Consider the following 25,650-nt stretch of genomic DNA (forward strand, 5'->3'; position numbering starts at 1 on the left):
TGAGCCGCATCGCCCACGGCAGGCGGACGTGAACCGGCCCGGCGAGGCGTCGAAGGAGAGACCCGTCAGGGCTGGTCAAAACCATCACAGGTTCGTCAGAGGGGTGGCCATGTCGATCACCCGTTCCCGCCGCATTCGTAACCGTACTCGGGGAGCAGCGGTCGGCGCCGCCTGCGCCTTGCTCGCCATCGTCGGCGCCACAAGCAGTGGCAGTGCCGCACCCACGTCCCGCGCCGGCACGTCGACCGTCGCAACCGAGGGTACGAACGTTCGCATCCGAGGGTTCAACTTCATCCCTGCGGAGGTCAAGGCGCGCCCTGGTGCATCAGTCACCGTGATGAACCAGGACTCGGCTCCGCACACTCTGACCGCCGCGCAGGGCGACGCCTTCGACACCGACATGATCGTCGGCGGCACGTCCGCCACCTTCACCGCACCGTCCAAGCCCGACAGCTACCCCTTCTTCTGCTCCATCCACCCGCAGATGCAGGGGACACTCATCATCGCTTGACTCCGCACGTCATCGCCGAGACCGGCCCGGCACGCCTACCGGGATGCCGGGCCCGTCCCCGAAGTCGACCGGGAGGGGCGGCACGCTCAGGCGTGGTAGGCCACGTTCGCCATCATTCCGGCTTCGCCGTGATACGCGTTGTGGCAATGCAGCATCCACTGGCCTGGGTTGTCGGCGTCGAAGAAGACCGAGAGCTTCTTCTTGGGCAGCACGATCGCCGTGTCCTTGCGCGGTCCGGAGTCGCCGAGTTGATAGGTGTGGCCGTGCAGATGCACCGGGTGCCACATATCGGTGTCGTTGACGAAGTCGAGTCGTACCCGCTGCCCCTCCTCGATCAGGATCGGGTTCGCCGCAGGCTGGTCCATATCGAACGGCTTGCCGTTGATGGCCCAGTTGTACTTGTCCATGCCCCCGGTGAGCTTGATCTGGTGAGTGACGTCGGTCGGGGCGGATCCGAAACGCACTTCATCGGCGGCACGCAGCTCGGCAGCAGTCGTGATCACGCCGTCGAGTTCCTTCGGGCGGACCTTCGGGGACGGCGCGCTGCCGGATCCGGTGCGCACCAGCGCAAGGCCGTTCGCGTTCTTGCCTTCGGCCAGCGCGACGAGCGGGAACACGCCGTCGCCGAGGGTGACGAGCACGTCGTAGCGCTCGCCCATGCCGATCAGCAGGGCGTCCACTTCTTGGTGCTGGACCGGAAATCCGTCAGTGTGTGTGATCGTCAGCTTGTGGTTGCCCAGGGCGACCCGGTAGGCAGTGTCGGAGCCGGCGTTGATGATCCGCAGGCGTACCTTCTTGCCCGGCTTGCCGGTGTAGACGTCGGGGTCGGTCGCCACCCGGCCGTTGACCAGGTGGTGCGGATACTTCACGTCGCCGGCGTCGCCGCCGAGCAGCTTGCTGGTGGCTCCCGTCAGCATGAACTTCATCGGGCCGGGGGCGGAGGCCGAAGCGGTTGGGGGCACGCCATGCCCCATGTCTTCCATGTCGCCGCCGTCCATGCTGCTCGAGCTGGTGTGGCCGCCCATGTCCATGCCGCCCATGCCCTGCTTCAGTTCGGCGAAGACCTCGTCGGGCGTGCCAGTGACACCGTCTACCCAGTCGTCGAGCAGGACGACCCAGTCATCGTCGTAGGCGAGGGTCTCCTTGGGGTCTTCGATGATCAGCGGGGCGTACAAGGCACGGTCGAGCTGCACTCCGACGTGCGGGTGGAAGAAGTACGTGCCGGGGGCGTCGGCGATGAAGCGGTACGTGAAGGTGGAAACCCGCCCTGACGGCGGTCTGGGTGGCTGGCGGGACACCGTCCATGTCGTTACGCAGCGCGATGCCGTGCCAGTGGACCGACGTGGCGGTCTTGTTCGGGAGCTGGTTCGACAGTTCGGCGACCAGGGTGTCACCCACCGAAAGCCGAACCTCCTTGCCTGGGATCCGGCCGTCGAAGGCCCAGGTCCTGGGCATGAGGCCGCCGCCCAGGTCGATCACGGCGGGCGCGGCGGTCAGGGTGAGCTTCTGCTCGCGTCCGGTACCGACGCGCTTGTTCTCCGCTGCGGCGACCTCCGAGCCGGACGGGCTGATCAAGGCCGGGCTGCTGCCGGACCCCGATTCACCGGCGCAGGCGGCAAGAGCGCCAGCCCCTACGGCTCCCAGCCCGGCGAGCAGGACAGAGCGTCGGTCGATGCTGTTCATTTCCTTGGGTCCTCTGCTTCGAAGCTACCGATGCGGTCGGGGCGACGACACTTCGCGTACGGTCCGAACCGATCTGTATGCGCCACCGCGCCAGGGCGGCCCGATCGGGCTCGGCCGGCCAGCCAGCCAGCCACACAGAGTCCGGCCCCCGCTGTGGGCCGGTTGTGCCGCCCACGCCCGGAGAACCGGTGCGACCATCGGCACGTAACGGGCCGAACCAGCCGTCCCGCCCCCGAAACAGCTCAGAGCGCAGAGTCTGCGCTCGGCGCCTTGAGTGCGCCGTGGGCCCTTCGAAGGGAGATGAATGTGAGCGCGGTCATGGCGATCAAGACCACGGTCGAGATCAGGAAGGCCGGCGAGGTCGGGGAAGAGGCTGACGACCCGGCGATCACGTAGGCGGCGGTAGCGGGCAGCACGCCGAGGGCCGTCGCGGCCGAGAAGGGCCACGTGCGCACGCCGGAGAAGGCCGCTGCGAAATTGACCGCAGGAAATGGGATACCGGGCACGATGCGCAGCAGAAACACGCTTCGAAAACCCTGATCGGTAAGCCGGTGGTCAAGGGTTGCCAGGATCTTCTTCTTCAGTAGTGGCTGTAGCGCGTCCCGCCCAAGGGTGCGGCCCAGACTGAAGGCCAGCAATGCACCCAGAGTGGTCCCTACGACTGCCAGCATCAGGCCCTCAGTGATCCCGAAAAGCGCCCCAGCGGCGGCGTTGAGCACCGGCTTGGGGAAGAACGCGAGCGTCCCCAGCGCGAAAACCAGTACGAAAGCGGGGGCTGCCCAGAACTCCGAGGCTCCGGCGATGCCCTCCTGTGCAAGGAGCTCTCGCGGACTCCACAACAGCAGCGAACCGGCCGCAGCCGCCAGAAGCGTGACGAGGAGAGCCAGTCGAGCCAGCGGTGGTATGAACACTCGCCGAGTGTACCGGCAGCATGATTCCCGACCGTGACGAGGTGACTTTATTCATGCGCAGGTCTAATGAATTACCTTGATGATCGAGCACGCCCACCGACTGAAGACGACGGGCACCTGGGGCCGAGTCACCTTAAAGTCGCACACCCCACATGAACGGCATTCCACTGCGGGCAATCGATTCGTACCGGACCTGCGCCCCAGGCTTGGGCGAGTGGAGAATCTGCCCGTTGCCGGCGTAGAAACCGACGTGGCTCAGGTCGGTCCGCATGATGATGAGGTCTCCGGGCCTGAGCTCGCCGAGGGAGTTGATTCGGGTACCAGCGTTCGCCTGGGCTTGGGAGGTACGAGGTATGGACACGTCTGCCTGGCGGAACGCCCACGACGTCAGTCCCGAGCAATCGAACGAACTCGGTCCAGTCGCGCCCCACACGTAGGGCATACCGACCCGGCTCTTGGCTGCGCCGAGAGCGGCAGCGCCACGCTGCGAGGCGCTGGACTCGTTACCCAGATCGACCCGTCCGCTCGCGCGATTGGCGCGGTCCTCCTCGGTCGCGATCTTCGCTCGCTCCTCGGCCGTCAGCGTATTCAGCAGCCGCTGCGCCTCTGCCAGTTTGCCCTGGATCTCATCCTTCCCGCTCCCCAGTTCCTTGCGCGTTTCTCCCAGGTCCCTGAGTTTCTGCATGGCCTCGGTGCGTTGCTGCGCGAGAGCGCGCTGCTGCGACAAGAACTGCTCGAGCATGCCGGCCTGGCTGGCGGTCAACCGGTCGAGGCTTGATGCCTTTTCCAGGTACGCATCCGGATCATCCGAGAGCAACAACTGGACCATGGGATCGACCCCGCCACTGCGGTACCGCGCTGCCGCTACCGATCCCAATTTTTCGCGCAGTTCGTTGAACTCGCCCTGCTTTCGAGCAGCCGCATCCTGAAGCCCGTCCACTTCGTTCTGCAGCGCGTCAGCCTTTTCCTTCGCGCCGTTGTACTTCTCAGTCGCCTTCGTGGCTTCTTCGTACAGCCGGTCGACTTGCGCCTGAACGCCCTTCTTGCTCGGGTCCGGCAAGGGGTCGGCGGAAGCGGACTGCGCCGACAGGGCAACAGAGGCTGCTGCGGTCGCGGTCAGCACGGCCACGTAGCTCTGGCTGCGCTGCTTCGGACGGCGGTGGGATGCCACTGAGGCGGGCTCCTTCGTACTCAGCCGCCGGGGAAGGAAACACCCAATCCCCGTGCCCGGAACCGGATGCGGCAGCTACCTCCGCCACCACCCCCGGCGGGTGGCCGACGGTACGGAGGTTCAGCCACAGATACTAAGCAGTTTAGTTCCTTAGTAGCAACGGTCGATTTTCTTCTCAATCGCCGGCGCCCCGTGTCGAACTACGAGGTTCACCGCGAGGACGGCCCTCCGCAGCCATGCGCGGCTACTCCAGCGGACGGCGTCCCGCACCCGGCCCGGAGCCGTCCTGCGCTGCCAGCCACGACGTCACTTCCGCGATCAACCCGCGGGTCATGTCATCCAGTCCTGAGCCGAGGCCTTCTTCGGGTAGGCGCCCAGGCAACTCCTTTGCAGAACCGCGCCCTTGGCGAGGAACACCATGCCTGGCCTCGAAGCACAGACGAAGCTCCTCATCCGTGAACTCGGCCATCTCCGCCGTCACGATCACGCGTATCCGGCGGCCGTCTTCATTCAGCCACTCGCGCTCCACCCACCGAGCCACAGCGCCTCCACATCCTCGCAGGACAGGAGGGCAGATTACGCGCACAGCGGACGAGTACACCAGATAGGTGCGTGGCCGAAAGTCCATCGCTCAAGCAAGGACGGCTCGTCGGCAGTTCTCACCCGCGGCGGAGCGGATACGCGAAGAATCCGCCGAGGGCGCACTCAGCGGGTCCTTCGCGGTGTCCGTACGGAGTCACTGGGCAGCCACTGCGGCCTGGCCACTGTTGCCCGTTGCCGACGTGACGGCGCGTTCCGGCACCAACACCCGCCCGGTCAGGCTGGTGTAGATCAAACCAAATCCCGCCAGAGCACGACCTGAATGCCGATCCACGACAAGGTCTGGGTTACCGCCCCCGGCCAGGAGCCCTGGGAGGCCTGCATCGTCAAGCCCGACGCCGACACTGTCGGCAAGAGCGCCACCACCACCGGCGACGCCTGCTGCGCAATTCAGTCCGCCACCACCGGCGCCGCCGAGCTCCGCGGGCCGCAGGGTGCACCCTGGCAGCTGATACCGCTCAGGCCGGCCTGAGCGACGAGGCAGGGGATGCGCGCCCATACTGAAGAGGACGACGGTCGTGCAGGGATCCGTACGGGAGCGCGGCAGCGATGGAGCAGGTGCCCTTCGATGAAGTGACCCCCAGCGCAGCCCGGGATGCGGGCGGGTGGCTGGGCGCCCTGCCCGTTGCAGTGCTGGCCACGAGCGGCGACGGGACGATCGTCCGGTGGGACCACGCCGCGCAGGACCTGCTCGGCTACACCCCCCATGAGGTGCTCGGCCGCCACATCGCCGATCTGCTGCATCCCGGCGCGGACCGCAGCCTCGGCCGGTCGCTGTGGGAGGGCGCGGCCACCGGCCGCGGAGTGATGGGGACGGTGACCGCCTGGCACCGGGACGAACGTCCGCTGGAGCTGGAGATCTGGGCGTGCCCGATGCCGGCCCGGCACCGGGGCGGCACCACCGTGCTGGTGTTCGCGGCCGAAGCCCAGGCCGCACGTCGGATCCGCGGCTCGTCGGCAGTGTGGGACGGGCTGTTTTCCCGCTCCCCGGTCGGTATCGCGGTACTGGACACGCAACTGCGGTTCCTGCGCGTCAACCCGGCGCTGGAGGTGATGAACGGCCTGTCGGAGGCCGCGCACGTCGGGCGCCGCCTGGTGGAGATCCTGCCCGATGTGAACGCCGCGTACATGGAGAGCACGATGCGGCAGGTACTGGACAGCGGGGAGCCGGCCCTGGACTCCCGCCGCACCGGCCGTACCCCGGCCGACCCGGACCACGACCACGTGTGGTCGGGCTCCTATGTGAGGATCGAGGACCCGGACGGCCGGCCCATCGGCCTGGCGGCGACCCTGATCGACATCACCGTGCAGCAGCAGGCCCAGCTCGCCGCCGAAGCCGGACGCCGTCACCTGGCCCTCATCAACGAGGCCAGCGTCAAGATCGGCACCACCCTGGACCTGGAGCGCACCGCTCAGGAACTCGCCGACGTCGCCGTGCCCGACCTCGCGGATGCTGTAACCGTCGATGTCCTGGAGAGCCTGGCCTCCGGAGGCGACCTCGGCCCCGGCCTGGTCGGCGGCGCCGCGCTGCGGCGTCTGGGCAAAGCCCCACTGACCGGATCGCGCATCACCGGCACCCTCGCTCCGCTGGGACGCACGCTGGCCTTCCCGGCAGGCGCCCCCTACACGCAGGCCCTCGCCGCCCGCCGGCCGTTCGTCGTCGCCGAGCTCGACGAACAGGCCATCGCCCCGGCGGCCCGCCACTCCGAAGTGCCCGCGCGGCTTCTCCAGCAGGGGGTGCACTCGCTCATGATGACCCCGCTGCTCGCCCGCGGTGTGGTGCTGGGGCTGGCCACCTTCTACCGCGCCCGGCCCATCGGCCCGTTCACCGAGGACGAGGTCACGCTGGCCGGTGAGCTGGCCGCCCGGGCCGCGGTGTGCGTGGACAACGCCCGGCTCTACCACCGCGAGCACGACACCGCCGCCGTTCTGCAGCGCAGCATGCTCCCCCAGCACATCACCCCGCCGCCGGGGATCGAGATCGCCCACCGCTACCTGCCCGCCAGTGACGTCAACGAGGTCGGAGGCGACTGGTACGACGTCGTCCCCCTGAACGGTGGCAGGGCCGCGCTCGTCATCGGAGACGTGATGGGCCACGGCACCGCGGCCGCGGCGGTGATGGGACGGCTCTCCGCCAGCGTCAGGGCACTCGCCCGCCTTGATATCGCACCCGACGAACTGCTGTACCAGCTCGAGGCGGCATTGGACGACCTTGCGGAGCCCATGCTCGCCACCTTCCTCTCCATCGTGGTCGACCCGGCGACCGGCCACTGCCGCATCACCCGCGCCGGCCACCCGCCGCCCGCGACCGTCACCCCGGACGGCACCGCCCGCCTCCTCGACGTGCCACCCGGCGTCCCGCTGGGCGTCGGCGGCACCCGCTTCACCACCACCGACATCACCCTGCCCCCGGGCAGCCTCCTCGTCCTCTACACCGACGGACTCATCGAAGCCCGCGGCAGCGACATCGACGAGCGCCTCGCCGAACTCACCGACCTGCTCGCTCAGCCCGCCCCGTCCCTGGACGCACTGTGCGACAGCCTGCTCACCCACCTCGTGCCCGCCTCGGCCGACGACGACATCGCCCTCCTCATCGCCCGCATCAAAACCGTTGGCTGAGCCTCAAGGGTCGCCCACCATCCCTACTCAGGGATATGGGCGCCGACAGCGTGCAGAGCGGTGGCGCCCGGCTGAACCCGTGCGGGCGCCACCCTCCACAGCCCCGCCCACACCCTCGCTACGGATATGGGGTCCCGACGGGACGGTCCCTCAGTGCCCAGGCGTCCCGCCTCATTCGATCTTGCCGCCGATCGACGGGCGGCAGTGCGCCGACCTGGCCTGTCTCACCTGACCTTGTCCCTGACGTGCGAACCGGACAAGGAGGTGAGACGGAGCCAAGATCTCGTGAGACGGGATACCAGGTCACCGGGCAAAGTGGAAGTCCAGGGTGGGCGCCCCCCCGTTCGCAAAAAGGTCACCGTGACGGAGGCGCGAACGCTAGTCCTGTGGCCCACGGTGCGAATACGAACGCAAAGTTCACCGTGGTCACTCCAGGTGACACTTTGGTCATCTGCTCGTTCCTTGGCTCCGAGCCACGGGACAAGCGAGCACGGTGCAGCCCACGCCGTGAGACGCCGCGCAGACGCATCCACACCTGGTGTTATCTTCCTCCCAGTCCAGGTCGGGACGCCCCTATTGGCATTCCCGCTACCAAGCCCTCCTATGGTCGGGAAGCGTGATCTCAGGCAAGGTCCGTCGCGACCATCACACGGGAGCGTTGCTGCGGGCAACGCTCCTCGCGGTGGTGCTTGCCCTATTCGCGATGCACGTACTGGCCTCACACCAGCAAGACCACAGCGGGCACGCCGCCGCGTTCCCGCTCATCGACGCAGGGGACAAGGCTCAGCACACCCACTCCGACGTCGCCCCCGGGGACGCCACCACAACACCGGACAGCCCGGACGGTGAACCCCCCTGCGACCACGGCGGAGTCGGAGAGAGCTGCCTGGCGCTGCTGTGCATCGTCGCAGCCCTGTTCACCTTCGTCCTCAGCCGCGGGGGCTCCAACCGCGTCCTGCGCCGATGGGCAGCACGCACGCATCCCTGGATCAGCCGCACCGGCGACCCACCGTGCCTGCACCAACTTTCGATCCTGCGCTGCTGAGAGCTGCACCAGCATGACGCCGCACCACTGGTGTCGGCGTGGCTTCTGCCTGCTCTCACCCACCAAGATCTGAAAGGCCTTACCCACGTGACCACCGTTCTCGAACCCGAGCGCCACCAGACTCCCGCCCCGAAACCGCGCCGCGCCACCTTCGACAAGAAGGCACTCCCGGCTCGCTACAGCGGCCAGATGCTCTACTTCATGGGCGCCGCCCTCATCGCCGGCGCCGTCGTCCACTACCCGATCAATCCGTCGCTGTACGCGATCATCTGCGTCGTCGGCGCCTTCGTGTTCCTCCTCGGCACCATCGTCAACGAGTTCGTGCTGGCCGACGAGCGTCCGGCGCTGAGCCAGGCGGTCTCGCTGGTCGCGTTCTCCCTGCTGCTGTCCTTCGGTGTCGGCATGGTCGGCGGCGGCATCCAGCACTTCGAGCAGTTCCCCGAGCGCAGCGCCTGGATGACCCCCCTCGGCCTGCTCATGTCGTACGTCGCGTTCGTCGCCAAGGACTCCAAGGGCCGCTGGCGACACCTCATCAGCCCGTTCGCGGCCGCCGTCGTCGTCATCTCGGCCCTCACCTGGCTGGGCATGACCGCCCTCGCCGGCACCATCAGCTCCGATGGCCACAGCCACGACCAGGGCTCCACGACTGGGACCCCCGCCAAGCCGGACCAGGCTCCCGTTGAGCAAGGCCCTCCGGCCAAGGCACCCGCCGAGCCGACGAAGGACGGACATACATCCCATAGCCACTGACCCCGGTCCGGCAACCTCGTAGCCGTTCTCGCGGGTCCACGTGGACCACGCTGGGCCCGCAGTCCGCTCACGGCGCTTCCACCTGCCGTCGGCGGGCTCGGGATGCGGCGCGCTCCTGCGGGCGCGCAGTCGGCGAGGCGTTCCTCCAGCAGGTTCTCCTCGCTGGTGATCTTCCCGAGCTCACCGCGGCGGGTGCGGCCCCTGGTCAACTACATGGGCCATCGGCTGCCTTGCAACCGCCGGGGTGGCGGCCTCATCTGTGAGCGACGGTGGACGAGGCAACCTGGCGCAGTCCGAAGAAGAAGAAGCCCAACACCCCGGCACCGCCGCCCTGCGCCTGGCGGCCGTCGCGACCGCGTACGCCGGGCTGGCCCGGCAGCGGCACGGCGGGGAGCTTGCCGCTCTCCTGCACCAGGGCGAGCATGTCAGCCACGCCGAGCAGCACCCGACCCACCTGCTGGAGACCCTCATCGCCGAGGGCGCCCAGGCTGGCGACCTGCGTGACGACGTACCGGCCGGAGAGCTCGCCGCCTACTGCCTGCACGCAATGACCGCCGCCTTGACCCTTCGGTCCCGGGCTGCGGTCGAGCGGCTGGTCGCCGTCACCATCGGCGGCCTGCGCCCGGTTCCCTGAGACCGTCAAGATCACCGCTTCGGGCGGCACTCAGGCAGGCCCCCGGTCAGGCGGGTGCCCCGCTGGAGTCGCGCCATGGTCACGGCCCGCCTCGCATCCGATATGCCGCGGACCCGCACATCGGCGGGCCGGCTGCGCCTGCTGTGACTGGCCACCCTGCCCTCTACGGCGCCACCGTCTTCCTCGCAGCGACTGTCCTCCACGAGTTCGTCCTCACCCGCGAACGCCCGAGCCTTCCCCGCACGCTTGTGGTGATCGGCTCCTCCCTGACGCTGCCCTCCGGCATCGGCATGCTCTGCTAAGGCCTCCAGCACTTCGACGGCTTCCCCCGCCCGCGGCGCCGTCCTCATCCCCGCCGGCCTCGTCGTCTCCTTCGTCGCGTACGTCGTCAAGGACCCCAACACCTCAACCCGGCCGATCTTCGGCCTAGCCGTACTGATCACAGCCACCCTGGCCTCGGACACCGGTACACCGGAGCCGACCGCGCACGCCAAGACCCCGACGCCGGGCCACTCCCCGACACCCCAGCAGCCCGTACATCAGCAGTCCGCCCCCGTCGACGGCCACTCCCACCACAACTGACAGACGGCCAGCTGTCAGACCACACCCGGGTTCGTGTCGTAGCGGCGAGGGATGACGACCGACAGATCCTTGTAGGTCTTGGGGATGCCCAGGCTCTCGGGCCCACCCCAAGGGCGGACCTGGTCCGTGGCCCCCGTCGTCCACGGTTCGATGTTGCCGTCGAGCCCCGGGTCCCCGCCCATCGTCCCGTACACGTGGTCAGGGTCGAGGCGTTCGGGGTTGCCCGGCTGCAGCTGCCACAGGGCGAACAGCCGGTCCACGTTCGAGTGCAGCAGAAACACGAACGGGTCACGGAAGGAGATGTGCTGGTTGCCCATGTTGACGAAGCCGTGCATCTCGTTGTGGCTGTCCTGCAGCAGCGAGATCATGTCCGCGTAGTCCTCGGCGGTCAGCACGTCCTGGTCCCGGGACGAGGCGATGGGCAGGCCGTTGACCTGCCTGCGCACAGCCCTCGGCTTGTCCGCGGGGTTGTTGTTCGGGTCGAAGGCGTTGTCCGACCGGAACGGGTTCGCCTGCGGGTCGTAGAACCCCACACCTTCGAAAGGTTGTCCGATGGGCTGGAGGGCCTGGCCCCCGTAGCCCATGAACTCCGGGGTGAAGAGGTTCAGCGATCCCGCGTTGCCGTTGCCGAGATTGGCGTTCGCGATGCTCCTCGGGTCCTGCGTCCAGTCCCAGTAGTGCAGCGACACGCGTGAGTCGATTACGCGCAGCTGGTCCTCGAACCGGTTGACGATCTCCCGGTGCCACGGCAGGAACTCCGGGCCGGTATGGACGTGGGTGGCCTTGTGGATCTCGTCTTGCTTGAACCACCCACGTCACCCCGCCCGGTACGGCATCGTCGCGCTTGCCGTCCCACTTGGTCTTGTTCATCTTCAGGATCGCGTCGCGCAGCAGGGTGCGCTCCTTGGGGTCGATGGTGGCGAGGTTGCGGCGAATGCCGTCTCCGAGTGCCATGGCTGCTCCTCGTACAGGTGTTGCCCCCTGCGGCCGCCGGCTGATCCTCGCCTCCACTGTCTGCGATGCCCGGTGCCCGCGATGCCCGGTGCCCGCGACGCCCGGTGCCCGCGACGCCCGGCAGGCCGCCTTAGCTCACTGTCACGGCCCAGGCATAGCTCGGCAACGCCGACGGACCGAATGGGGGGGCGCTCGGTGGGGCGCACGGCAACGAGCCGTTTTACCTCGAATCCGAGCAGCCAAAGCTCACAGCCGAGGAGCTGTTGCCCGGCTGGGACCGGTTCAGCGGATGCGGGGCAGGGGCTCTGTCCGGGTGGGCGGCGTGCACGTACTTCACGGCGAGGGGGGGCCGAATAGACGAACTCGCCGTCGCCGAACGGGTCACCCCAGAGGTTCACTTGTGTCCTCGGTCTGGGCGTGAGCGGCCGGTCAACCCAGACGGCCGGTCACTCAATCCCGTACCGACTTCTCGCAAACGGCCGTTGCCCTGCCAGGTGTTCACAGCAGGGAAAGTCTGAACTGGCCAGAGACTGATCGGCACTTTCGTCGTCGATCAGCTCAACGGGCACAGTGGCACAGCAGATTTTGGCCGGTTTCGCGAGATCGGTTCTCGGCTGAGTTGCGCCTGCTCAAGCACTGCGCGGGATGTGGACCCACTCGGCCGATCCCTTCCCGGTGGTGTTCTCGCGTCCCGTACGCACGTGACCGCGCCGCCCGTTGAACGGTTCACACCAGCTTCCCCATTCAGTACGTGGCATGGGGCCATTAATCATGCCACGCCCCGTCAAGGAGCAGACTTCTTGTCCTCGCACCAGCTCATCGACCGACCCGGCTCTGCCAAGCCGACCACCCGAGGGAGCGGCCGGGCCGCGCTGCGCAGAGCCCGTGCCCGCCACGGCCGATGGATGTCTCTTCCTGCCCGCTACCTCGGGTACATCGGCTATTTCGTCGGTGCCGGCCTCATCAGCGGAGCGGTTGTGCACCACCCGCTCGATCCCGCCCGCTACACGCGCATCGCGGGCTACGGCGTCGTGGTCTTCCTGGCAGCCACCGTCCTCAACGAGTTCGTCCTCACCCGCAGCCGACCCGGCCTGCCGCGCGTGCTCACGGTGATCGGCGCCTCTCTGATGCTGTCGTTCGGCATCGGCATGCTCAGTGGCGGCCTCCAGCACTTCCAGGACTTCCCGGCCCGCGCCGCGGCCCTCATCCCGTTGGGTTTGCTGGTGTCCTTCATCGCGTACGTCATCAAGGACGCGGACACGTCCTGGCGCCGCATCTTCAGCCTGGTCGGGCTCGCGGTACTTGTCACCGCTGTCGGGGCCTCCCTCGGTCTGCGGCAGGTGGCCGCCTCCATGACTACGGAGGGTAGGGGACACGGCCACGGCACCTCGAAGGAGTCGACCCCGCAGGTTGACGAGCCCGCCGCTACCCCCTCCGCGTCACACTCTCCGGCCCCGGCCGCGTCTCCGAAGGCAAGCGAGGGCCCGAAGAAGAGCGCCGGTCACAGCGCCGGCCACGGTCACTGAAGGACGAGGCTCCGATCCGGCCCGCGGGCGGGCGCACGGCTGCGGGCCGGTCGCGTTCAGCGCTGGAACACCGAGGCGACCTGGCGAGCCCGAGCGGGGCAGCGCTAGGAGAGGGCTTGCCGCAGCGTGGCGATGTGCTCTGCCTGGGACTCTGCCTCCGGCCCTGGCCCGTGCCGGGGCTCTCGCTCAGCAACTGCCTGCCCAGCGGGCCGCGCCGCGCCGACCAGAAGCCCACCAAGTCGGTGATACCCCTCGGCAATGTGGGCGGCGAGGGCCCCTACGGTGTCTCCGGCCTCCCCACCCGGGCAGGGCCTGGGGAGGTCGGCCTACCTCAAGGTGGCGAAGAGCTCCGTCAGCTCCAAAAGCTGCCGACTCGCCTTCGCCATCAGTTCGGCACCACGTTCACTCATGGCGGTTTCCTCCTCGACTCTCGGCCGCGGGGTCAGCGCATCGTCGCGATCCCGCGTGGCCGACCGGACGTGGCTGTGCCGGCGACATGGCGACGTCGTCCGTAGCGCGTGCGGCCCTGAGGCTTGTACACCGACAGTGCCGTCGCGACGAGCAGCACCAGCACAGCGGCGCCGGACTGGATCACCAGCTGCGCCCCCAGCCCTGCGTGCTCACCGGCGGACCAGTCCGGCCCCGCCGCGAGGCCGGCGACATAGCTGACCGGACCCATGTGGACGAGCAGGGCGACCGTGGCCAGGACGGTGATCACGAGCTTGACCACGACCCAGTAGTGGCGCAGCAGGCCCCAGGTCGTGCCGAGTGCGGAGATCATCCCGGTCAGCAGCGAGGCCGCGGCCAGCGGCACGATCACGTACCAGCCGGTCACATCCATGGCCAGGTAGGCGGACCGCGCAGTCTGGGCGTCTTTGCCGGCCAGGCCTGCCACGGCGAGGGCCAGAAAGGCCGCGACCGCGCCCAGCCAACCCACCGAGACCGTCACGTGCGCGGTGAGCGCGAGCTTCCGCCCGCGCGGCGACATGGCGGCCATCAGCCGTGGCTCCCCATGCCCCCACCGGCGAGGTGGACGATCACGAAGACCAGGACGAGGGCGATGGCGACGTACAGGAATGCGGTCACCCATCGCGGCCGGCCCGGGTCCGTACCGGGAGAAGAGGGAGAGTTGGCCATGAGTACGTCCTCCGCTGTCGCGCGTGGCTACCGGTTCTAGTGGCGGCCACTTTTGCGAGACACAGTGTCTCCGTCAAGTCATCGTGTCACGGAATCGGCGTCGCGTATATTTGGAGGATGCCGAAACTGTGGACCGAGACGATCGAGGCGCACCGGCACGCGGTGCGCGAGGCGACCCTGGACGCCACCGCCGCGCTGGTGGCGGAGCACGGCCTGCTCTCGGTGACGATGTCGCGCATCGCCCAGGAGACCGGCATCGGCCGGGCAACGCTCTACAAGTACTTCCCCGATGTCGAGTCGGTCCTGACCGCCTGGCACGAGCGCCAGATCACCCACCACCTCGAACACCTCACCGCGGTACGGGACCAGGCAGGCGACACCGCCGACCGTCTGAAGGCCGTACTGGAGGCGTACGCACTCATCACCCACGGGCGGCACGGGCACCATGGCACCGAGCTCAGTGCGCTCCTGCACCAGGGCGAGCACATCACCCGGGCGCACGAACAGCTCAACGACCTAATCCGGGACCTGGTGGCCGACGGCGCCAAGGCCGGCACCCTCCGGGACGACGTCTCACCCGACGAACTCGCCGCCTACTGCCTCCACGCCCTCGGTGCAGCCGGCAGTCTGCCCAGCAAGGCCGCGGTCCACAGGCTGGTCGCCGTCACACTCGCCGGGCTCCGCGCCCCGGCCGAAGCCGTCGTCCTGGCACCCATCGACGAGGACGGGACAGGCCGCCGACAGTCATCGCCCCACCGCCACCACCGGCACGGCGCCCACTGAGCCGGCGGCCACGAGGGCTTCAGGGCACGTGCCTGGGGCTGCGCGACGCTCCTGTCGAGACCGCCTACAACGCGGCCGCTCTCCTGCATACGGCGGCTCCGGCGCAGGCTTGCCCGGACTGGCCCCGGACCCTCCAGTCACCATCCAGCTCAGCGCGGCGCAGTCGCCGCCGCCACGAACATCGGCAGCGCCAGCAACAGCCGGTCGGCGGCAGCACGGGCGCGCCCGTGGGCCGGCAGCCAGGTCGGCACGGGCATGCACGATGGTGCGAGTGAAGGCCGGATCGTCGGAGTCGATGATGAAGGCGTCCCCGTCCTGCCCGATCAACACCATCCGCCCACCCGACACGAGAACCCGCTGCGCTTCCGTCAACACCCTTACGGGCTCCGTCAGTTCATGAAAGACCTTGTCCGCGCGATAGCCGTCGACTGAAGCGGGTCCGCCAGCGGCAGTTCGTACGCTCCCGCGATACGTAAGTCCGCATCGGGCCACCGCCCACGCCCGCCGCCACCAGCCTGACGCCCCGCTGCCCCATTCCGGCCGACCGCTCCCGCTCAGCGGGGCGCGTTGCGCAAGGGCAGCCGAGTCCTGGACGGCTGCACGTCGCCAGCTGGGCGACGGCCTTGTTGCTCCGCAACAGCTCCACCAACGACCACACCGCCGCCCAGCGCCTGCGCGGCGTCCATCCCGGCGCGGAGGTCACCGTCACCTTCGACGACAGCGCCGGCAGTACCGGCAACGCCTGCACGACCGCCCAGCTGGCCAGGGGCCAGACCTACTCCGTCCAGGGCGCAGGCGGCCCGAAGACCGGGTACGTCAGCGAGCCTGGCGACCGCCAATGGAAACAGGGGCGCACCTACACCTTCACGGCCACCGAGTACGGACCGCTGCTCAGCTTCACGTCCCGGTCCACCGAGTACGACTGGAACTGCGGCCCCCTGACCGCGAAAGTAAACGCGCGACCCACGTCCGCCTCCCGTGGACAAGTCCGTACCCAAGAACCGGCTGCCCGACGCCGTGGCCTTCAAGGGCAACGAACGCATCGACGTCGACGAAGCGGCGACGGCGTGCGCCGACATCCAGAACAGATGCACCTTCACCGTGGACGACGCCTACTCGTACGCGTACTACGACAAGGCGCGCACCGTCCTGGAGACCTACATCGACTGCACCCGCAACCCGCTCACCCACAAGCGGCCCGTCGGCTACACAGACCTGACCTACGACAGCCTCCGCCAGACCACCGGCAACGAGCGCCTCCAGAACACCCAGGACAACCTGCACAAGCAGTTCAACACGGGCTTCCAGAAGACCTCACCCGCCCCCTGGCGCTGGACCCCCGCCTCCAACCGCGAGATCAACGAGGTCATCCAAGCCGGCGAAGCCTCCTGGATCGAAGCCCAGGCCGCCCGCCAGCGCACCGACGGCTGGTTCACCAGCACCACCGACAATCCCGACCAGCAGTACCGCCTCCACATCACCGTCGACGGCCCCTCGGGCACCCTCGCCGACCGCGTCTACCAGCGCACGGGCCCCATGGCCACGGCCGAGAAGCGACGCTGCCGCTCGGACCGTCCCACCGCGCGGACCCCCAACGGAGCGACCGCTCATGCAGACTCCACTGAACGCGAGGGATGATGACCGGCGCCACGGTCAGTGGCCCGAATGCGTGAGCGAGAGCGGACGTGCGACACGGGCCGGTCTGGAGCAGATGAAGCGACAGAGCGCACCCGCTTGACCATGCCCTTCCGGACATCGGCCACCCAGCGGAATGTCCCGGCGCGATCTCGCCGGGACATTCCAGTCCCTTGGCTGTCGATTCGAGCCGCCCGCGCCGGGGTCATCGACGCCGCCTGCGAGGCAGCCGCCCGGCTGCGGCCGTAGGCCCGCGCCCTACATTTCGCACCAGTCAGGACAGTGAACAGCGGTCAACCAAGGACCGCCCTGGTACCGCTGCCGCGCACGCCGCCGGTGCCCAAGAAGGCATCACACTCGATGTTACCGACCTGATCAACTTCGTCAAGATCGTCGAACACCGCGGCGAAACCCTCTTCGTGCAGCTGTGAACCAGCGCCCGCTGCCTTCACCGCGAACGAGGCGCCCTTCGCCGCACTAGTCTCCCTGGCCCTTCTTGCCGTGTTGCCTCTTCCGGTCCTTGCCGCTGCCTTTGTCATCGCCCTCTTCCCGTTCGTCCTCCGGCTCGCCGGACGACTGCGTAGGCGCGGGCGTGGGCAGGGAGGCCGACGGGCGCGGCGGGCTGATTACCGAGCCGGACGGATCCGCTTGCGGAGTCTTGTCCGAGCCCTCGGGCGAGAGCCACATCATCCCCATCAGGGATGCGGCGAACAGGACAACCATTGCGGCGATCATCCCTGTTGCCCGCGGCATGGACCGGATCGATTCCGTGATCCTGCGGGGCTGTCCGGGCACGGCCCGGTGCCCGCCGGTAGACGGTGGTGCGGTCAGGGCAGGCATGTGAGCGGTCTCGGCCGCGGCCGGCGGTGTGGGCACCTTCCCGTACGCGGTCGGCTGCGCCGTCGAGGGACGGGGAGCGGTGTGGCCCCGCCACGATTCCGTAGCGAACCATTCGGCCACGTGCTGTGCTGTCGGACGGTCCTCCGGCTGCTTAGCGAGAAGCCGCAGCAGGTAGGACTCGAACGCGACAGGCAGATCCATGCCCAGCTGTCGTGGCGGCACCGGAGTTGCGTCGACGTGCTGGTAGAGCACGCCCGTCGTGGTGTCGGACTGGAACGGCGGGCTCCCGACGAGCAGTTGATACAGCACGCAGCCGAGCGAGTACACGTCGGACGCAGGACCCGCCTGCCGGCCCAGGGCCCGCTCAGGGGCCAAATACAGGCCGGTTCCCAGAATCTGACCGGTGGAGGTCAGCGCCGCGGAGGGATCGTCAACGAACTTGGCAATGCCGAAATCGGCGATCTTGACCGCCCCGGTGGCATCTGTCAGGAGATTGCCGGGCTTTATGTCACGATGCACGATGCCCTGCCCGTGGGCTGCCGCCAGTCCGGCAGCAGCCTGTGCGGCGATGCGGGCCACGCGCTCGGCCGACAGCCGGCCGCCCCGTTCCAGTTCCTGGGCCAGGCTGGCACCCTCGACCAGTTCCATCACGAGGTAGAAGCGGTCTTCCCAAGAGCCGAAGTCAAAGACTCCCACCACATGGGGATGGCTCAGGCGCGCGGCAGTCTGCGCTTCGAGGCGGAAGCGGTCGCCCGCCGACGGGTCGACTGCTCCCCCCAGCAGCAGCTTGACGGCAACCGGCCTGCGCAGCACTTGGTCAGAGGCCCGAAAGACCTCCCCCATGCCACCGCAGCCGATAGAGGCGTCCAACCAGTACCGCTCTGCCACCAGCACGTGCGTACAACCCCGATTCTAGTGAGCGATCCAGACGAACGCGGCCCGCACTCGGCAGTATCAGCTCGTGCTCGGGACTCTGCGGCGGCCTCAGCCTACCGACACCAAGAGGAAGCGCGGAGACCGCCGTTCGCCCAGAGGCCGCCCTCCCGCCTGACGGCGTCCGCCCTTCTCATACCCGGCACCCCCCGGCGATGAGCGCAAGCGTGATCCGTCTTCGGACGCCAACTGGGCGTCTTCGATGACGTGGCAGATGACACTGGACTCTCCCCGTCCGGCTAGCTCGGCGGGGTCTTCGTCGAGGAGGCCGGTAACCAGGGCGCAGAGGCTGCTGGTCTCGGCCCTGGAGGCCCGGGACTGGCGTGCGCGCCCAGGTGGTGCTCAGCTTCACCAGGGCCGGGCAGTCCGTCTGACCCGACTCCCGCAGACGGCTGGGTCGAACACAACCCTGGCGTGGGGACAGCCGACCGCACCCGTATCCGCGGTGCCGCCCGGCTGACGGCAGCAGGCGTACGGGCGGCGGACATCCGGGCGTCGGCAAGCTCCCCGAGACGGAAGGGGGCACGGCGTGGATCGGCCTGCACCGGCCGACCGAGGCCGAGCTGCTGTCCGTCGCCGAGGAGTTCGACCTGCACCCCCTCGCCGTCGAGGACGCCCTGGAAGCCCACCAGCGGCCCAAGCCTAGTCGCGAGCCCCCTCGAATTGCAGACCGAAGGCCCCTTCCTCGCCCACACTGACCGCACTCCAGCACTTCGAGGACTTCCCCGCCGACGCCCTGCCCTCCTTCGTCGCCTACGTGATCAAGGACGAGCACGCCTCCTGGCGGCGCCTCTTGGGCCTGGCCGGCCCCGCTGTCCTCATCACAGCCCTCGCAGCCGCCGTCGGCCTCCGCTACGTTGCCTCCACCATGACCCCCGAGTCCGGTGGCGGCTACAGCCACGCCACCAGTACGGGCGGGAGCGAGACCCAACGCGAGGAACCCGCCGTGACCAGCAGCACGCAGCCCGCGCGGACCAAGCCGTCGGCACCGGCCCGCACCGGTGCCGCCATGCCCGCCGCAGAGCAGCCCCACGACGATGGGCACGGGCACTGACCCGAAGGACTACGTCACCGGAGGCTGCTCGGCGCTGCGGAGCAGCACAGCCAGCAGCAGACCAGTGGTGAGCTTCGTGTCCTCTCCCCGTCCGGGATCGCGTGTCATCAGCAGATGGTGGGTCGTCCCGACGAGCGCGAGCGCGATGGTGGCAGCGTCGGCACCCGCGGCCAGCCGACCGCCGCGCTGCTCCGCCTGCAGGTAGAAGGTGAAGGCGTGCTGGATCGCAGCGAACGCCGGTGCGCCGGCCTGGAGGCCTTCCCGGGTGTGCAGCGCAGCCGCGGGGCGTGTCATCGCCAGTCCCACCACCGCAGGAGGCAGAGCGTCCATCAGGACGAGGACGACTTCCTGAAGATTGTGCGCAACCGTCGCCTGGCCGACCTTCGCCTTCAGCGCTTCGGCCTGGCGGGCGCTGCGCGCGAACCGATCCAGGACCAGCTCGGCAACGAACTCGTCCAGGCTGGCGAAGTGCGTGTGCAGAACACCCTTGCCGCAGTCAGCCTCCACGGTGATCGCACGGCTGGTCAGAGCCCCTGCGCCGTCGCGGGCCACCACCCGCTCCGCAGCCGCGAACAGCCGCTCACGCAAGTCCGGAATCGCCACTCCACGAGGTGACACAGCAGCCCCTTCCCTCAGGCCCATTGCAAGTATGGGCGAGCGCCCATACTGTTTGGGCACTTGCCCATACTAGGGCCGGGGCGCCGTACCGCGCCCCGGTGGGAGGGAGTTCACCCATGGAACGACTCGCCAACACCGCACAGGCAGAGGCATGGAACGGCTACGAGGGCGAACAATGGGCCCGCAGTCAGGAACGCTGGGACGCCATCAACGACGGCTTCAACCAGCCCCTCCTGGAGGCTGCGGCCATCTCGGAAACCGATTGCGTGCTGGACATCGGCTGCGGGGCAGGCCGCACCACCCGGCTCGCAGCCCAGCGCGCCGGCCGAGGCCAGGCACTCGGACTGGATCTGTCAGGCCCGATGCTGGAGAAGGCCCGCGACAGCGCCCTGCGCGAAGGCGTGCAGAACGTCTCCTTCATTCAGGGCGACGCCCAAGTCCACCCCTTCGACGCCGAGGGGTTCGACGCGGTCATCAGCCGCTACGGCATGACCTTCTTCACCGACCCCGTCGCCGCGTTCACCAATCTCCACCGCGCGCTGCGCCCCGGCGGCCGGCTGGCCTTCATCTGCGCGGCCGAAGCCGAAGCCAACGAGTGGCTGCAGGCAATGGCCTCGCTCGAGGGCATCCTGCCGCTCGGCGGCTTCGGAAAGCCGGGCACACTCGGCATGTTCGCGCTCACCGACCCCGACCACACCCGGATGCTGCTCACCGCGGGCGGGTTCGCCGAAGTCGATGTGCAGCGGGTCGAGGTGCCGGGGAAGTGGGGTGTCAACGCGGCAGATGCCACGGCGTTCCTGCTCGACTCCGGCCCTGGACGCCACCTCCTCGACCAGGTCGGGCCGCAGGAGCAGACCCAGGCACGCAAGGCGCTGACGGTCGCCCTGCGAGATCACGAGGCGGACGGAGCGGTGTGGCTTCGCAGCAGCTCCTGGCTGGTCACCGCCGTACGGGAGCCCGTACACGGCTGATCCCGTCAGGTGCGAACCATGCGGGCGATGGCCTGGGAGGCTTCCTGGACCTTGTCGCGGGCTCCGTCGCCGCCTTCCGCGATGGCGTCGGCGACGCATGAATGGAGGTGGTCTTCCAGCATGGTCAGCCCGAAGGACTGCAGGGCCTTGGTGGTGGCGCTGACCTGGGTGAGGACGTCGATGCAGTAGGTGTCCTCGTCGACCAGGCGCTGCAGACCACGCACCTGGCCTTCGATGCGGCGCAGCCGTTTGAGGATGTCGTCCTTGTTGGCGGTGTAGCCGTGCACGGGGCGATCCCTTCCTTCCTATCGGCGTTTTACCCCCGGGGGGTATAACCATAACGATGGGTTGCAGCCATCTGTTCCGCTGAACGTCGGGCGAATGCATAAGTGCCCCCGCCCGAGCGACGGGCGGGGGCACCTTCTACAGGTAAGGGTCAGGCGACATCCACCGAGTCAGGAATCATGGCCGGCTCCGGCCGCGTGCCGCAGGGGCCCACCGGGCCCACAAGGTACTGCGAGCCCTCCTCCAGGAGCCACCCCCGTCACCCTAGTGGGAGTGACCACCCGGCTCGGCCGTGGTGGCGTTCGCTGCCGGGGCGCCGGATCCGCCTGCCTGGGCCGTGAAAGCTGCCGTCCGAACCTTGCCCTCGTGCTGGAAGTCCAGGAAGAGCCGGTAGGTTCCTGCGCTCGGGGCCGTGGCAGTGAAGGAGACGTCCGGCCCGGGGCCACCCTCGTTGGGGTGGACGTGCAGGTAGGCGAGGTCTCCGTCGCGAAGGGCGACCAGGTGGCCGTACGCCCCGAGGTAGGGCTCGAGGTTCGTGACCGGCTTGCCGTCCTTGCTGACCGCGAGCTTGAGTTCGCCGGCTTTACCGGGGTCGAGGGTCCCACCAAGGGTGACCTGATAGCCCTCCACCTCCGCAGTCGTCGCGGCCGGGGGCACGGGGTTCGGCGCGTACGCCCCAGGCACCGACAGGTCAACGCCCAGGGTGACGCCCTTCGCGCCTTCCGCAGCGGGCGCGAAGTCGGCGAAGGCCTTGTACGCCCCTGCCGCAGGAAGGTCCACCGGCGCCGACCACGTCCCGTCGTCCGCACGCACCGGGTGCAGATGGCGATAGACGGTGAGGTCGCGTGAGGCAACGATGAAATGCAGCTCCTTGCCGTGCTCGGTCTTGAAGGCGGTGACCTTGCGGCCTTCCGCATCCTTGATCGAAAACTTCAGCTCACCCGGACCCACGGCGATCTGCGGAGTATCCAGGGCCAGCGTGTAGCCGCCCTCCGACACCTGCAGGCCCCCGGCCGCCGGCCCCTGGGCCGCCTCCTCATGAGCTCCGCGCCCGGCGGCGCCCGCATCGGTCGACACCGGTGCCGCGTGGCCCGCATGTTCCGTTTTCCCCGGTGTACCTACGGGTCCTACGCCCGCCCCGACCCCGTAGGCGGCCCCGAAAGTCGCTGCGAGTGCGGCGGCAAAGACGGCGGTCTTCACTCCGGTGTTCATGGCTGCTCTCCCGTACGACGTAGTGCCGCGTCCAGCGGTTCCATGAGCCCACCATACCCCTGGGGGGTACCAAGTCAAGCCGAGGAAACACTTGCGGGGAGATACCACAGGGGGGTATATCTGAAGCCAGTCCGGATACCCCCTGCGGGTATCTGAATCGATCAAGGAGAAGTCCATGTCTTCCTGCTGTACCCCTGATGGCACCTGCAGCACGAACGCCGGCGAATCGACGACAGCCACGGCCGTCGTCGACAGCACCGCCACCGTCTACCGCGTGTCGGGCATGACCTGCGGCCACTGCAAGACCGCCATCACCAAGTCCGTCAGCGCGCTCGACGGGGTCCTCTCCGTCGACGTGGACGTGGCCGGCGGCCTCATCACCGTAACCACGGCCGGCGACCCCGACGACGCCGCGATCACCGTGGCGGTGGACGACGCCGGCTACGAGCTGACCGGTCGGGTCTGACACCCAGCCCGACCCCGACCAACCTGGCCGCCGGGGCCCCGTCCATCCATCGGGCCCCGGCCTCCACCCCGCGCTCGAACGAGGAGCAGCCCTCATGACCACCATCACTCCCGGCGCCGCCCAGGTCGAGCTCGCCATCGGCGGCATGACCTGCGCCTCTTGCGCGGCCCGCATCGAGAAAAAGCTCAACCGCATGGACGGCGTCGAGGCGACCGTCAACTACGCCACCGAGAAGGCCAAGGTCACCTTCGACGCCGACATCTCCGTCGCGGACCTGATCGCCACCGTCGAGGCCACCGGATACACGGCGCAGGAGCCTGCGCCGCCCCGTACGAACGGCCCGTCCGGCAGCGGGGAGGACCCGGCCGAGCACGACGAGCTGCGCCCTCTGCGCCACCGGCTCGTCACCGCCGTCTCGCTCGCCCTGCCGGTCATCGCCATGGCCATGATCCCGGCCCTGCAGATCGACTACTGGCAGTGGCTCTCGCTCACCCTGGCCGCGCCCGTCGTCACGTACGCTGCCTGGCCCTTCCACCGCGCCGCCTGGACCAACGCCAAGCACGGCGCGGCCACCATGGACACACTGATCTCGGTGGGTACGACCGCCGCGTTCCTGTGGTCACTGTGGGCTCTGTTCTTCGGAACTGCCGGCAGGCCCGGGATGACCCATGCCTTCGAGTTCACCATCGCCCGCACCGACGGCGCCGGAAACATCTACCTGGAGGCGGCGGCCGGGGTCACTGCCTTCATCCTCGCCGGCCGCTACTTCGAGGCCAGGTCCAAGCGCAAGGCCGGCGCCGCCCTCAAGGCGCTGCTGGAGCTCGGCGCCAAGGAAGTGACGGTGCTGCGCAGCGGCCGCGAAGTCACCGTACCCACAGCCGACTTGCAGGTCGGCGACCGCTTCCTGGTACGCCCCGGAGAGAAGATCGCCACCGACGGCACCGTCGTCGAGGGTTCCTCCGCCGTGGACGCTTCCATGCTCACCGGCGAGTCCGTCCCCGTGGAGGTTTCGCTCGGGGACTCCGTCACCGGCGCCACCCTCAACGCCGGCGGGCGCCTCGTGGTCGAGGCCACCCGCGTCGGTGCCGACACCCAGCTGGCCCGGATGGCCAAGCTGGTCGAGGACGCGCAGAACGGCAAGGCCGCGGCCCAGCGGCTCGCCGACAAGATCTCCGCCGTGTTCGTGCCGGTCGTCATCGGTCTGGCCCTGGCCACCCTCGGCTTTTGGCTCGGCACAGGATCCGGCCTCGCGGCCGCCTTCACCGCCGCCGTCGCCGTACTGATCATCGCCTGCCCCTGCGCCCTGGGCCTCGCCACCCCCACCGCCCTCATGGTCGGCACGGGCCGCGGCGCCCAGCTCGGGATCCTGATCAAGGGACCCGAGGTACTGGAGACCACCCGCAAGGTCGACACCATCGTTCTGGACAAGACCGGAACCGTCACCACCGGCAAGATGACTCTGCTCGCCGTGCACACCGCGGCCGGCACCGACGAGAACCAAGTCCTGCGCCTGGCAGGAGCGTTGGAGCATGCCTCCGAGCACCCCATCGCGCAGGCCGTCGCTGCCGGCGCCGCTGCCAAGGTAGGCGCGCTGCCCGCCCCGGAGGACTTCGCCAACATCCCCGGACTGGGCGTGCAGGGTGTCGTCGAAGGCCACGCCGTTCTCGTCGGCCGCGAGAAACTGCTCACGGAATGGGCGATGGAACTGCCCGCGGAACTGGAGCGCGCCAAGGCGGAGGCCGAAGCCGCCGGCCGCACCGCCATCGCGGTGGCCTGGGACGGTGAGGCACGCGCGGTCCTGGAGGTCGCCGACGCGGTCAAGGAGACCAGCGCGGAAGCCATCCGGCGCCTGCGCGCCCTGGGCCTCAAGCCGATCCTCCTCACCGGTGACAACAAGGCCGTCGCCGAGTCCGTCGCCGCCGAAGTCGGGATCGACGAGGTCATCGCGGAGGTCATGCCCCAGGACAAGGTCGATGTCGTCAAAAAGCTGCAGGCCGAGGGCCGCAGCGTCGCGATGGTCGGCGACGGCGTCAACGACGCGGCCGCACTCGCCCAGGCCGACCTCGGCCTGGCCATGGGAACCGGCACGGACGCCGCCATCGAAGCGGGTGACCTGACACTCGTACGAGGAGACCTGCGAGCTGCGGCGGATGCGATCCGCCTCGCTCGCAAGACGCTCGGCACCATCCGCTCGAACCTGTTCTGGGCCTTCGCCTACAACGTGGCCGCTCTGCCGCTCGCCGCAGCCGGCTTGCTCAATCCGATGATCGCCGGAGCGGCCATGGCCTTCTCCTCCGTCTTCGTCGTCGGCAACAGCCTGCGACTGCGCGGCTTCCAGGCCACCGACAACTGAGGAGCCTCCCGTGGCCGGTTACGTACAGAGCAAGGAAGTCATCATCAGACGCCTGCGCCGAATCGAGGGCCAGGTCCGCGGGGTCCAGCGGATGGTTGACGAGGACTCCTACTGCATCGACGTCCTCACGCAGGTTGCCGCGATCAACGCCGCATTGCAGTCGTGCGCGGTGGCCCTGCTGGACGAACACCTCAGCTGCTGCGTCACCGAGGCCATCACCGCGGGCGGGGACCAGGCGAAGGTGAAGGTGGGCGAGGCTTCGAAAGCCATCGCCCGGCTCATCCGGGCCTGATCTCACGGCCCGTACGCACTGCCCCCGAGCGAGGAAGACCACGCTGCGGGGGCGGTCCGTGGTGTTGGCGACGAATCACACCCAA

At 68.8% G+C, this 25,650-nt stretch carries 25 protein-coding genes and 2 pseudogenes; 16 read left to right on the forward strand and 11 right to left on the reverse strand.

The window, feature by feature from the left end; genetic code table 11:
* Positions 1 to 109 precede the first annotated feature (109 nt).
* Entirely contained in the window at positions 110 to 511 is a 402-nt protein-coding gene (locus ACODT5_RS22015; protein ID WP_422521025.1) for a cupredoxin domain-containing protein, read from the forward strand.
* A gap of 86 nt (positions 512 to 597) precedes the next feature.
* Here ACODT5_RS22015 and ACODT5_RS22020 read toward each other — a convergent pair.
* The 4 genes and pseudogenes from ACODT5_RS22020 to ACODT5_RS22035 all read right to left on the reverse strand — a co-directional run bounded on the left by ACODT5_RS22020 (position 598) and on the right by ACODT5_RS22035 (position 4,805).
* Positions 598 to 2,194 (reverse strand): annotated as a pseudogene (locus ACODT5_RS22020) (multicopper oxidase family protein).
* Between the two features lie 242 nt (positions 2,195 to 2,436).
* Positions 2,437 to 3,105 (reverse strand): TVP38/TMEM64 family protein, encoded by a 669-nt coding sequence (locus tag ACODT5_RS22025; protein ID WP_422521026.1) that lies wholly within the window; start codon positions 3,103 to 3,105, stop codon positions 2,437 to 2,439.
* A gap of 133 nt (positions 3,106 to 3,238) precedes the next feature.
* The gene (locus ACODT5_RS22030) at positions 3,239 to 4,276 is read right to left on the reverse strand and encodes a C40 family peptidase (RefSeq protein ID WP_422521027.1); all 1,038 of its coding nucleotides are present in this window, start codon (positions 4,274 to 4,276) and stop codon (positions 3,239 to 3,241) included.
* A gap of 244 nt (positions 4,277 to 4,520) precedes the next feature.
* Complete coding sequence (locus tag ACODT5_RS22035) at positions 4,521 to 4,805, reverse strand: hypothetical protein (RefSeq protein WP_422521028.1); 285 nt, start codon at positions 4,803 to 4,805, stop codon at positions 4,521 to 4,523.
* Between the two features lie 333 nt (positions 4,806 to 5,138).
* Between ACODT5_RS22035 and ACODT5_RS22040 the strand changes: the two genes are divergently transcribed.
* The 6 genes from ACODT5_RS22040 to ACODT5_RS22065 all read left to right on the forward strand — a co-directional run bounded on the left by ACODT5_RS22040 (position 5,139) and on the right by ACODT5_RS22065 (position 10,226).
* A complete protein-coding gene (locus ACODT5_RS22040) occupies positions 5,139 to 5,348 on the forward strand; it encodes a hypothetical protein (protein WP_422521029.1) in 210 nt (69 codons plus the stop codon).
* Between the two features lie 101 nt (positions 5,349 to 5,449).
* Entirely contained in the window at positions 5,450 to 7,495 is a 2,046-nt protein-coding gene (locus ACODT5_RS22045) for a SpoIIE family protein phosphatase (protein WP_422521030.1), read from the forward strand.
* Positions 7,496 to 8,111: 616 nt separating this feature from the next.
* Positions 8,112 to 8,540, forward strand: a complete 429-nt coding sequence (locus ACODT5_RS22050; protein ID WP_422521031.1) for a DUF6153 family protein — start codon at positions 8,112 to 8,114, stop codon at positions 8,538 to 8,540.
* Between the two features lie 87 nt (positions 8,541 to 8,627).
* Positions 8,628 to 9,290: a hypothetical protein gene (locus tag ACODT5_RS22055; RefSeq protein ID WP_422521032.1), complete on the forward strand. Its 663-nt coding sequence runs from the start codon at positions 8,628 to 8,630 to the stop codon at positions 9,288 to 9,290.
* Positions 9,291 to 9,549: 259 nt separating this feature from the next.
* Positions 9,550 to 9,924 (forward strand): SbtR family transcriptional regulator, encoded by a 375-nt coding sequence (locus tag ACODT5_RS22060; RefSeq protein ID WP_422521033.1) that lies wholly within the window; start codon positions 9,550 to 9,552, stop codon positions 9,922 to 9,924.
* Positions 9,925 to 10,067: 143 nt separating this feature from the next.
* Positions 10,068 to 10,226 (forward strand): hypothetical protein, encoded by a 159-nt coding sequence (locus ACODT5_RS22065; protein WP_422521034.1) that lies wholly within the window; start codon positions 10,068 to 10,070, stop codon positions 10,224 to 10,226.
* A 294-nt stretch (positions 10,227 to 10,520) separates the two neighbouring features.
* Here the strand turns inward: ACODT5_RS22065 and ACODT5_RS22070 are convergent, their stop codons facing one another.
* Positions 10,521 to 11,297 (reverse strand): tyrosinase family protein, encoded by a 777-nt coding sequence (locus ACODT5_RS22070; RefSeq protein WP_422524991.1) that lies wholly within the window; start codon positions 11,295 to 11,297, stop codon positions 10,521 to 10,523.
* Positions 11,298 to 12,260: 963 nt separating this feature from the next.
* Between ACODT5_RS22070 and ACODT5_RS22075 the strand changes: the two genes are divergently transcribed.
* Positions 12,261 to 12,986: a hypothetical protein gene (locus ACODT5_RS22075; protein WP_422521035.1), complete on the forward strand. Its 726-nt coding sequence runs from the start codon at positions 12,261 to 12,263 to the stop codon at positions 12,984 to 12,986.
* Between the two features lie 442 nt (positions 12,987 to 13,428).
* Here the strand turns inward: ACODT5_RS22075 and ACODT5_RS22080 are convergent, their stop codons facing one another.
* Positions 13,429 to 13,983, reverse strand: a complete 555-nt coding sequence (locus tag ACODT5_RS22080; protein WP_422521036.1) for a hypothetical protein — start codon at positions 13,981 to 13,983, stop codon at positions 13,429 to 13,431.
* On the reverse strand, positions 13,983 to 14,123 hold the full coding sequence (locus ACODT5_RS22085; RefSeq protein ID WP_422521037.1) for a hypothetical protein: 141 nt from the start codon (positions 14,121 to 14,123) through the stop codon (positions 13,983 to 13,985). The genes ACODT5_RS22080 and ACODT5_RS22085 overlap by 1 nt, the downstream gene beginning before the upstream one ends.
* Positions 14,124 to 14,240: 117 nt before the next feature.
* Between ACODT5_RS22085 and ACODT5_RS22090 the strand changes: the two genes are divergently transcribed.
* Both ACODT5_RS22090 and ACODT5_RS22095 read left to right on the forward strand, forming a co-directional pair.
* Positions 14,241 to 14,906 carry a TetR/AcrR family transcriptional regulator gene (locus ACODT5_RS22090; RefSeq protein ID WP_422521038.1) on the forward strand — a complete coding sequence of 222 codons (666 nt, stop codon included), beginning with the start codon at positions 14,241 to 14,243 and terminating at the stop codon, positions 14,904 to 14,906.
* Between the two features lie 978 nt (positions 14,907 to 15,884).
* Positions 15,885 to 16,544: a hypothetical protein gene (locus tag ACODT5_RS22095; RefSeq protein WP_422521039.1), complete on the forward strand. Its 660-nt coding sequence runs from the start codon at positions 15,885 to 15,887 to the stop codon at positions 16,542 to 16,544.
* A 474-nt stretch (positions 16,545 to 17,018) separates the two neighbouring features.
* Here the strand turns inward: ACODT5_RS22095 and ACODT5_RS22100 are convergent, their stop codons facing one another.
* A complete protein-coding gene (locus ACODT5_RS22100) occupies positions 17,019 to 18,269 on the reverse strand; it encodes a serine/threonine-protein kinase (protein WP_422521040.1) in 1,251 nt (416 codons plus the stop codon).
* A gap of 437 nt (positions 18,270 to 18,706) precedes the next feature.
* Between ACODT5_RS22100 and ACODT5_RS22105 the strand changes: the two are divergent.
* Positions 18,707 to 18,964 (forward strand): annotated as a pseudogene (locus ACODT5_RS22105) (transporter); the annotation flags it as partial.
* 107 nt (positions 18,965 to 19,071) lie between these two features.
* Positions 19,072 to 19,368 (forward strand): hypothetical protein, encoded by a 297-nt coding sequence (locus ACODT5_RS22110; RefSeq protein ID WP_422521041.1) that lies wholly within the window; start codon positions 19,072 to 19,074, stop codon positions 19,366 to 19,368.
* 9 nt (positions 19,369 to 19,377) lie between these two features.
* On the opposite strand, the gene ACODT5_RS22115 is transcribed toward ACODT5_RS22110, so the two are convergent.
* On the reverse strand, positions 19,378 to 19,986 hold the full coding sequence (locus tag ACODT5_RS22115) for a TetR family transcriptional regulator (protein WP_422524992.1): 609 nt from the start codon (positions 19,984 to 19,986) through the stop codon (positions 19,378 to 19,380).
* A 116-nt stretch (positions 19,987 to 20,102) separates the two neighbouring features.
* On the opposite strand from ACODT5_RS22115, the gene ACODT5_RS22120 reads away from it, so the two are divergent.
* Positions 20,103 to 20,957, forward strand: coding sequence for a class I SAM-dependent methyltransferase (locus ACODT5_RS22120; RefSeq protein WP_422521042.1), 855 nt, complete (start codon positions 20,103 to 20,105; stop codon positions 20,955 to 20,957).
* A gap of 5 nt (positions 20,958 to 20,962) precedes the next feature.
* Here ACODT5_RS22120 and ACODT5_RS22125 read toward each other — a convergent pair whose 3' ends face one another.
* Both ACODT5_RS22125 and ACODT5_RS22130 read right to left on the reverse strand, forming a co-directional pair.
* Positions 20,963 to 21,244, reverse strand: a complete 282-nt coding sequence (locus tag ACODT5_RS22125) for a metal-sensitive transcriptional regulator (protein ID WP_266903795.1) — start codon at positions 21,242 to 21,244, stop codon at positions 20,963 to 20,965.
* Between the two features lie 262 nt (positions 21,245 to 21,506).
* Complete coding sequence (locus ACODT5_RS22130; protein WP_422521043.1) at positions 21,507 to 22,454, reverse strand: hypothetical protein; 948 nt, start codon at positions 22,452 to 22,454, stop codon at positions 21,507 to 21,509.
* Between the two features lie 175 nt (positions 22,455 to 22,629).
* Here ACODT5_RS22130 and ACODT5_RS22135 point away from each other — a divergent pair, with 175 nt between their 5' ends.
* The 3 genes from ACODT5_RS22135 to ACODT5_RS22145 all read left to right on the forward strand — a co-directional run bounded on the left by ACODT5_RS22135 (position 22,630) and on the right by ACODT5_RS22145 (position 25,565).
* Positions 22,630 to 22,920, forward strand: a complete 291-nt coding sequence (locus tag ACODT5_RS22135; RefSeq protein ID WP_422521044.1) for a heavy-metal-associated domain-containing protein — start codon at positions 22,630 to 22,632, stop codon at positions 22,918 to 22,920.
* Positions 22,921 to 23,014: 94 nt separating this feature from the next.
* Positions 23,015 to 25,273, forward strand: a complete 2,259-nt coding sequence (locus tag ACODT5_RS22140; protein WP_422521045.1) for a heavy metal translocating P-type ATPase — start codon at positions 23,015 to 23,017, stop codon at positions 25,271 to 25,273.
* Positions 25,274 to 25,283: 10 nt separating this feature from the next.
* The gene (locus ACODT5_RS22145) at positions 25,284 to 25,565 is read left to right on the forward strand and encodes a metal-sensitive transcriptional regulator (RefSeq protein WP_327304080.1); all 282 of its coding nucleotides are present in this window, start codon (positions 25,284 to 25,286) and stop codon (positions 25,563 to 25,565) included.
* Positions 25,566 to 25,650 lie beyond the last annotated feature (85 nt).

The sequence above is a fragment of the Streptomyces tatrensis genome, from assembly GCF_049310065.1.
Classification (GTDB): Bacteria; Actinomycetota; Actinomycetes; order Streptomycetales; family Streptomycetaceae; genus Streptomyces.

Bases quoted from the DNA above. Each gene is read 5' to 3' on its own strand.
- ACODT5_RS22015 (WP_422521025.1), top strand. From the start codon at position 110: ATGTCGATCACCCGTTCCCGCCGCATTCGTAACCGTACTCGGGGAGCA.
- ACODT5_RS22040 (WP_422521029.1), top strand. From the start codon at position 5,139: ATGCCGATCCACGACAAGGTCTGGGTTACCGCCCCCGGCCAGGAGCCC.
- ACODT5_RS22080 (WP_422521036.1), bottom strand. From the start codon at position 13,983: ATGGCCGCCATGTCGCCGCGCGGGCGGAAGCTCGCGCTCACCGCGCAC.
- ACODT5_RS22085 (WP_422521037.1), bottom strand. From the start codon at position 14,123: ATGGCCAACTCTCCCTCTTCTCCCGGTACGGACCCGGGCCGGCCGCGA.
- ACODT5_RS22090 (WP_422521038.1), top strand. From the start codon at position 14,241: ATGCCGAAACTGTGGACCGAGACGATCGAGGCGCACCGGCACGCGGTG.
- ACODT5_RS22120 (WP_422521042.1), top strand. From the start codon at position 20,103: ATGGAACGACTCGCCAACACCGCACAGGCAGAGGCATGGAACGGCTAC.
- ACODT5_RS22130 (WP_422521043.1), bottom strand. From the start codon at position 22,454: ATGAACACCGGAGTGAAGACCGCCGTCTTTGCCGCCGCACTCGCAGCG.
- ACODT5_RS22135 (WP_422521044.1), top strand. From the start codon at position 22,630: ATGTCTTCCTGCTGTACCCCTGATGGCACCTGCAGCACGAACGCCGGC.
- ACODT5_RS22140 (WP_422521045.1), top strand. From the start codon at position 23,015: ATGACCACCATCACTCCCGGCGCCGCCCAGGTCGAGCTCGCCATCGGC.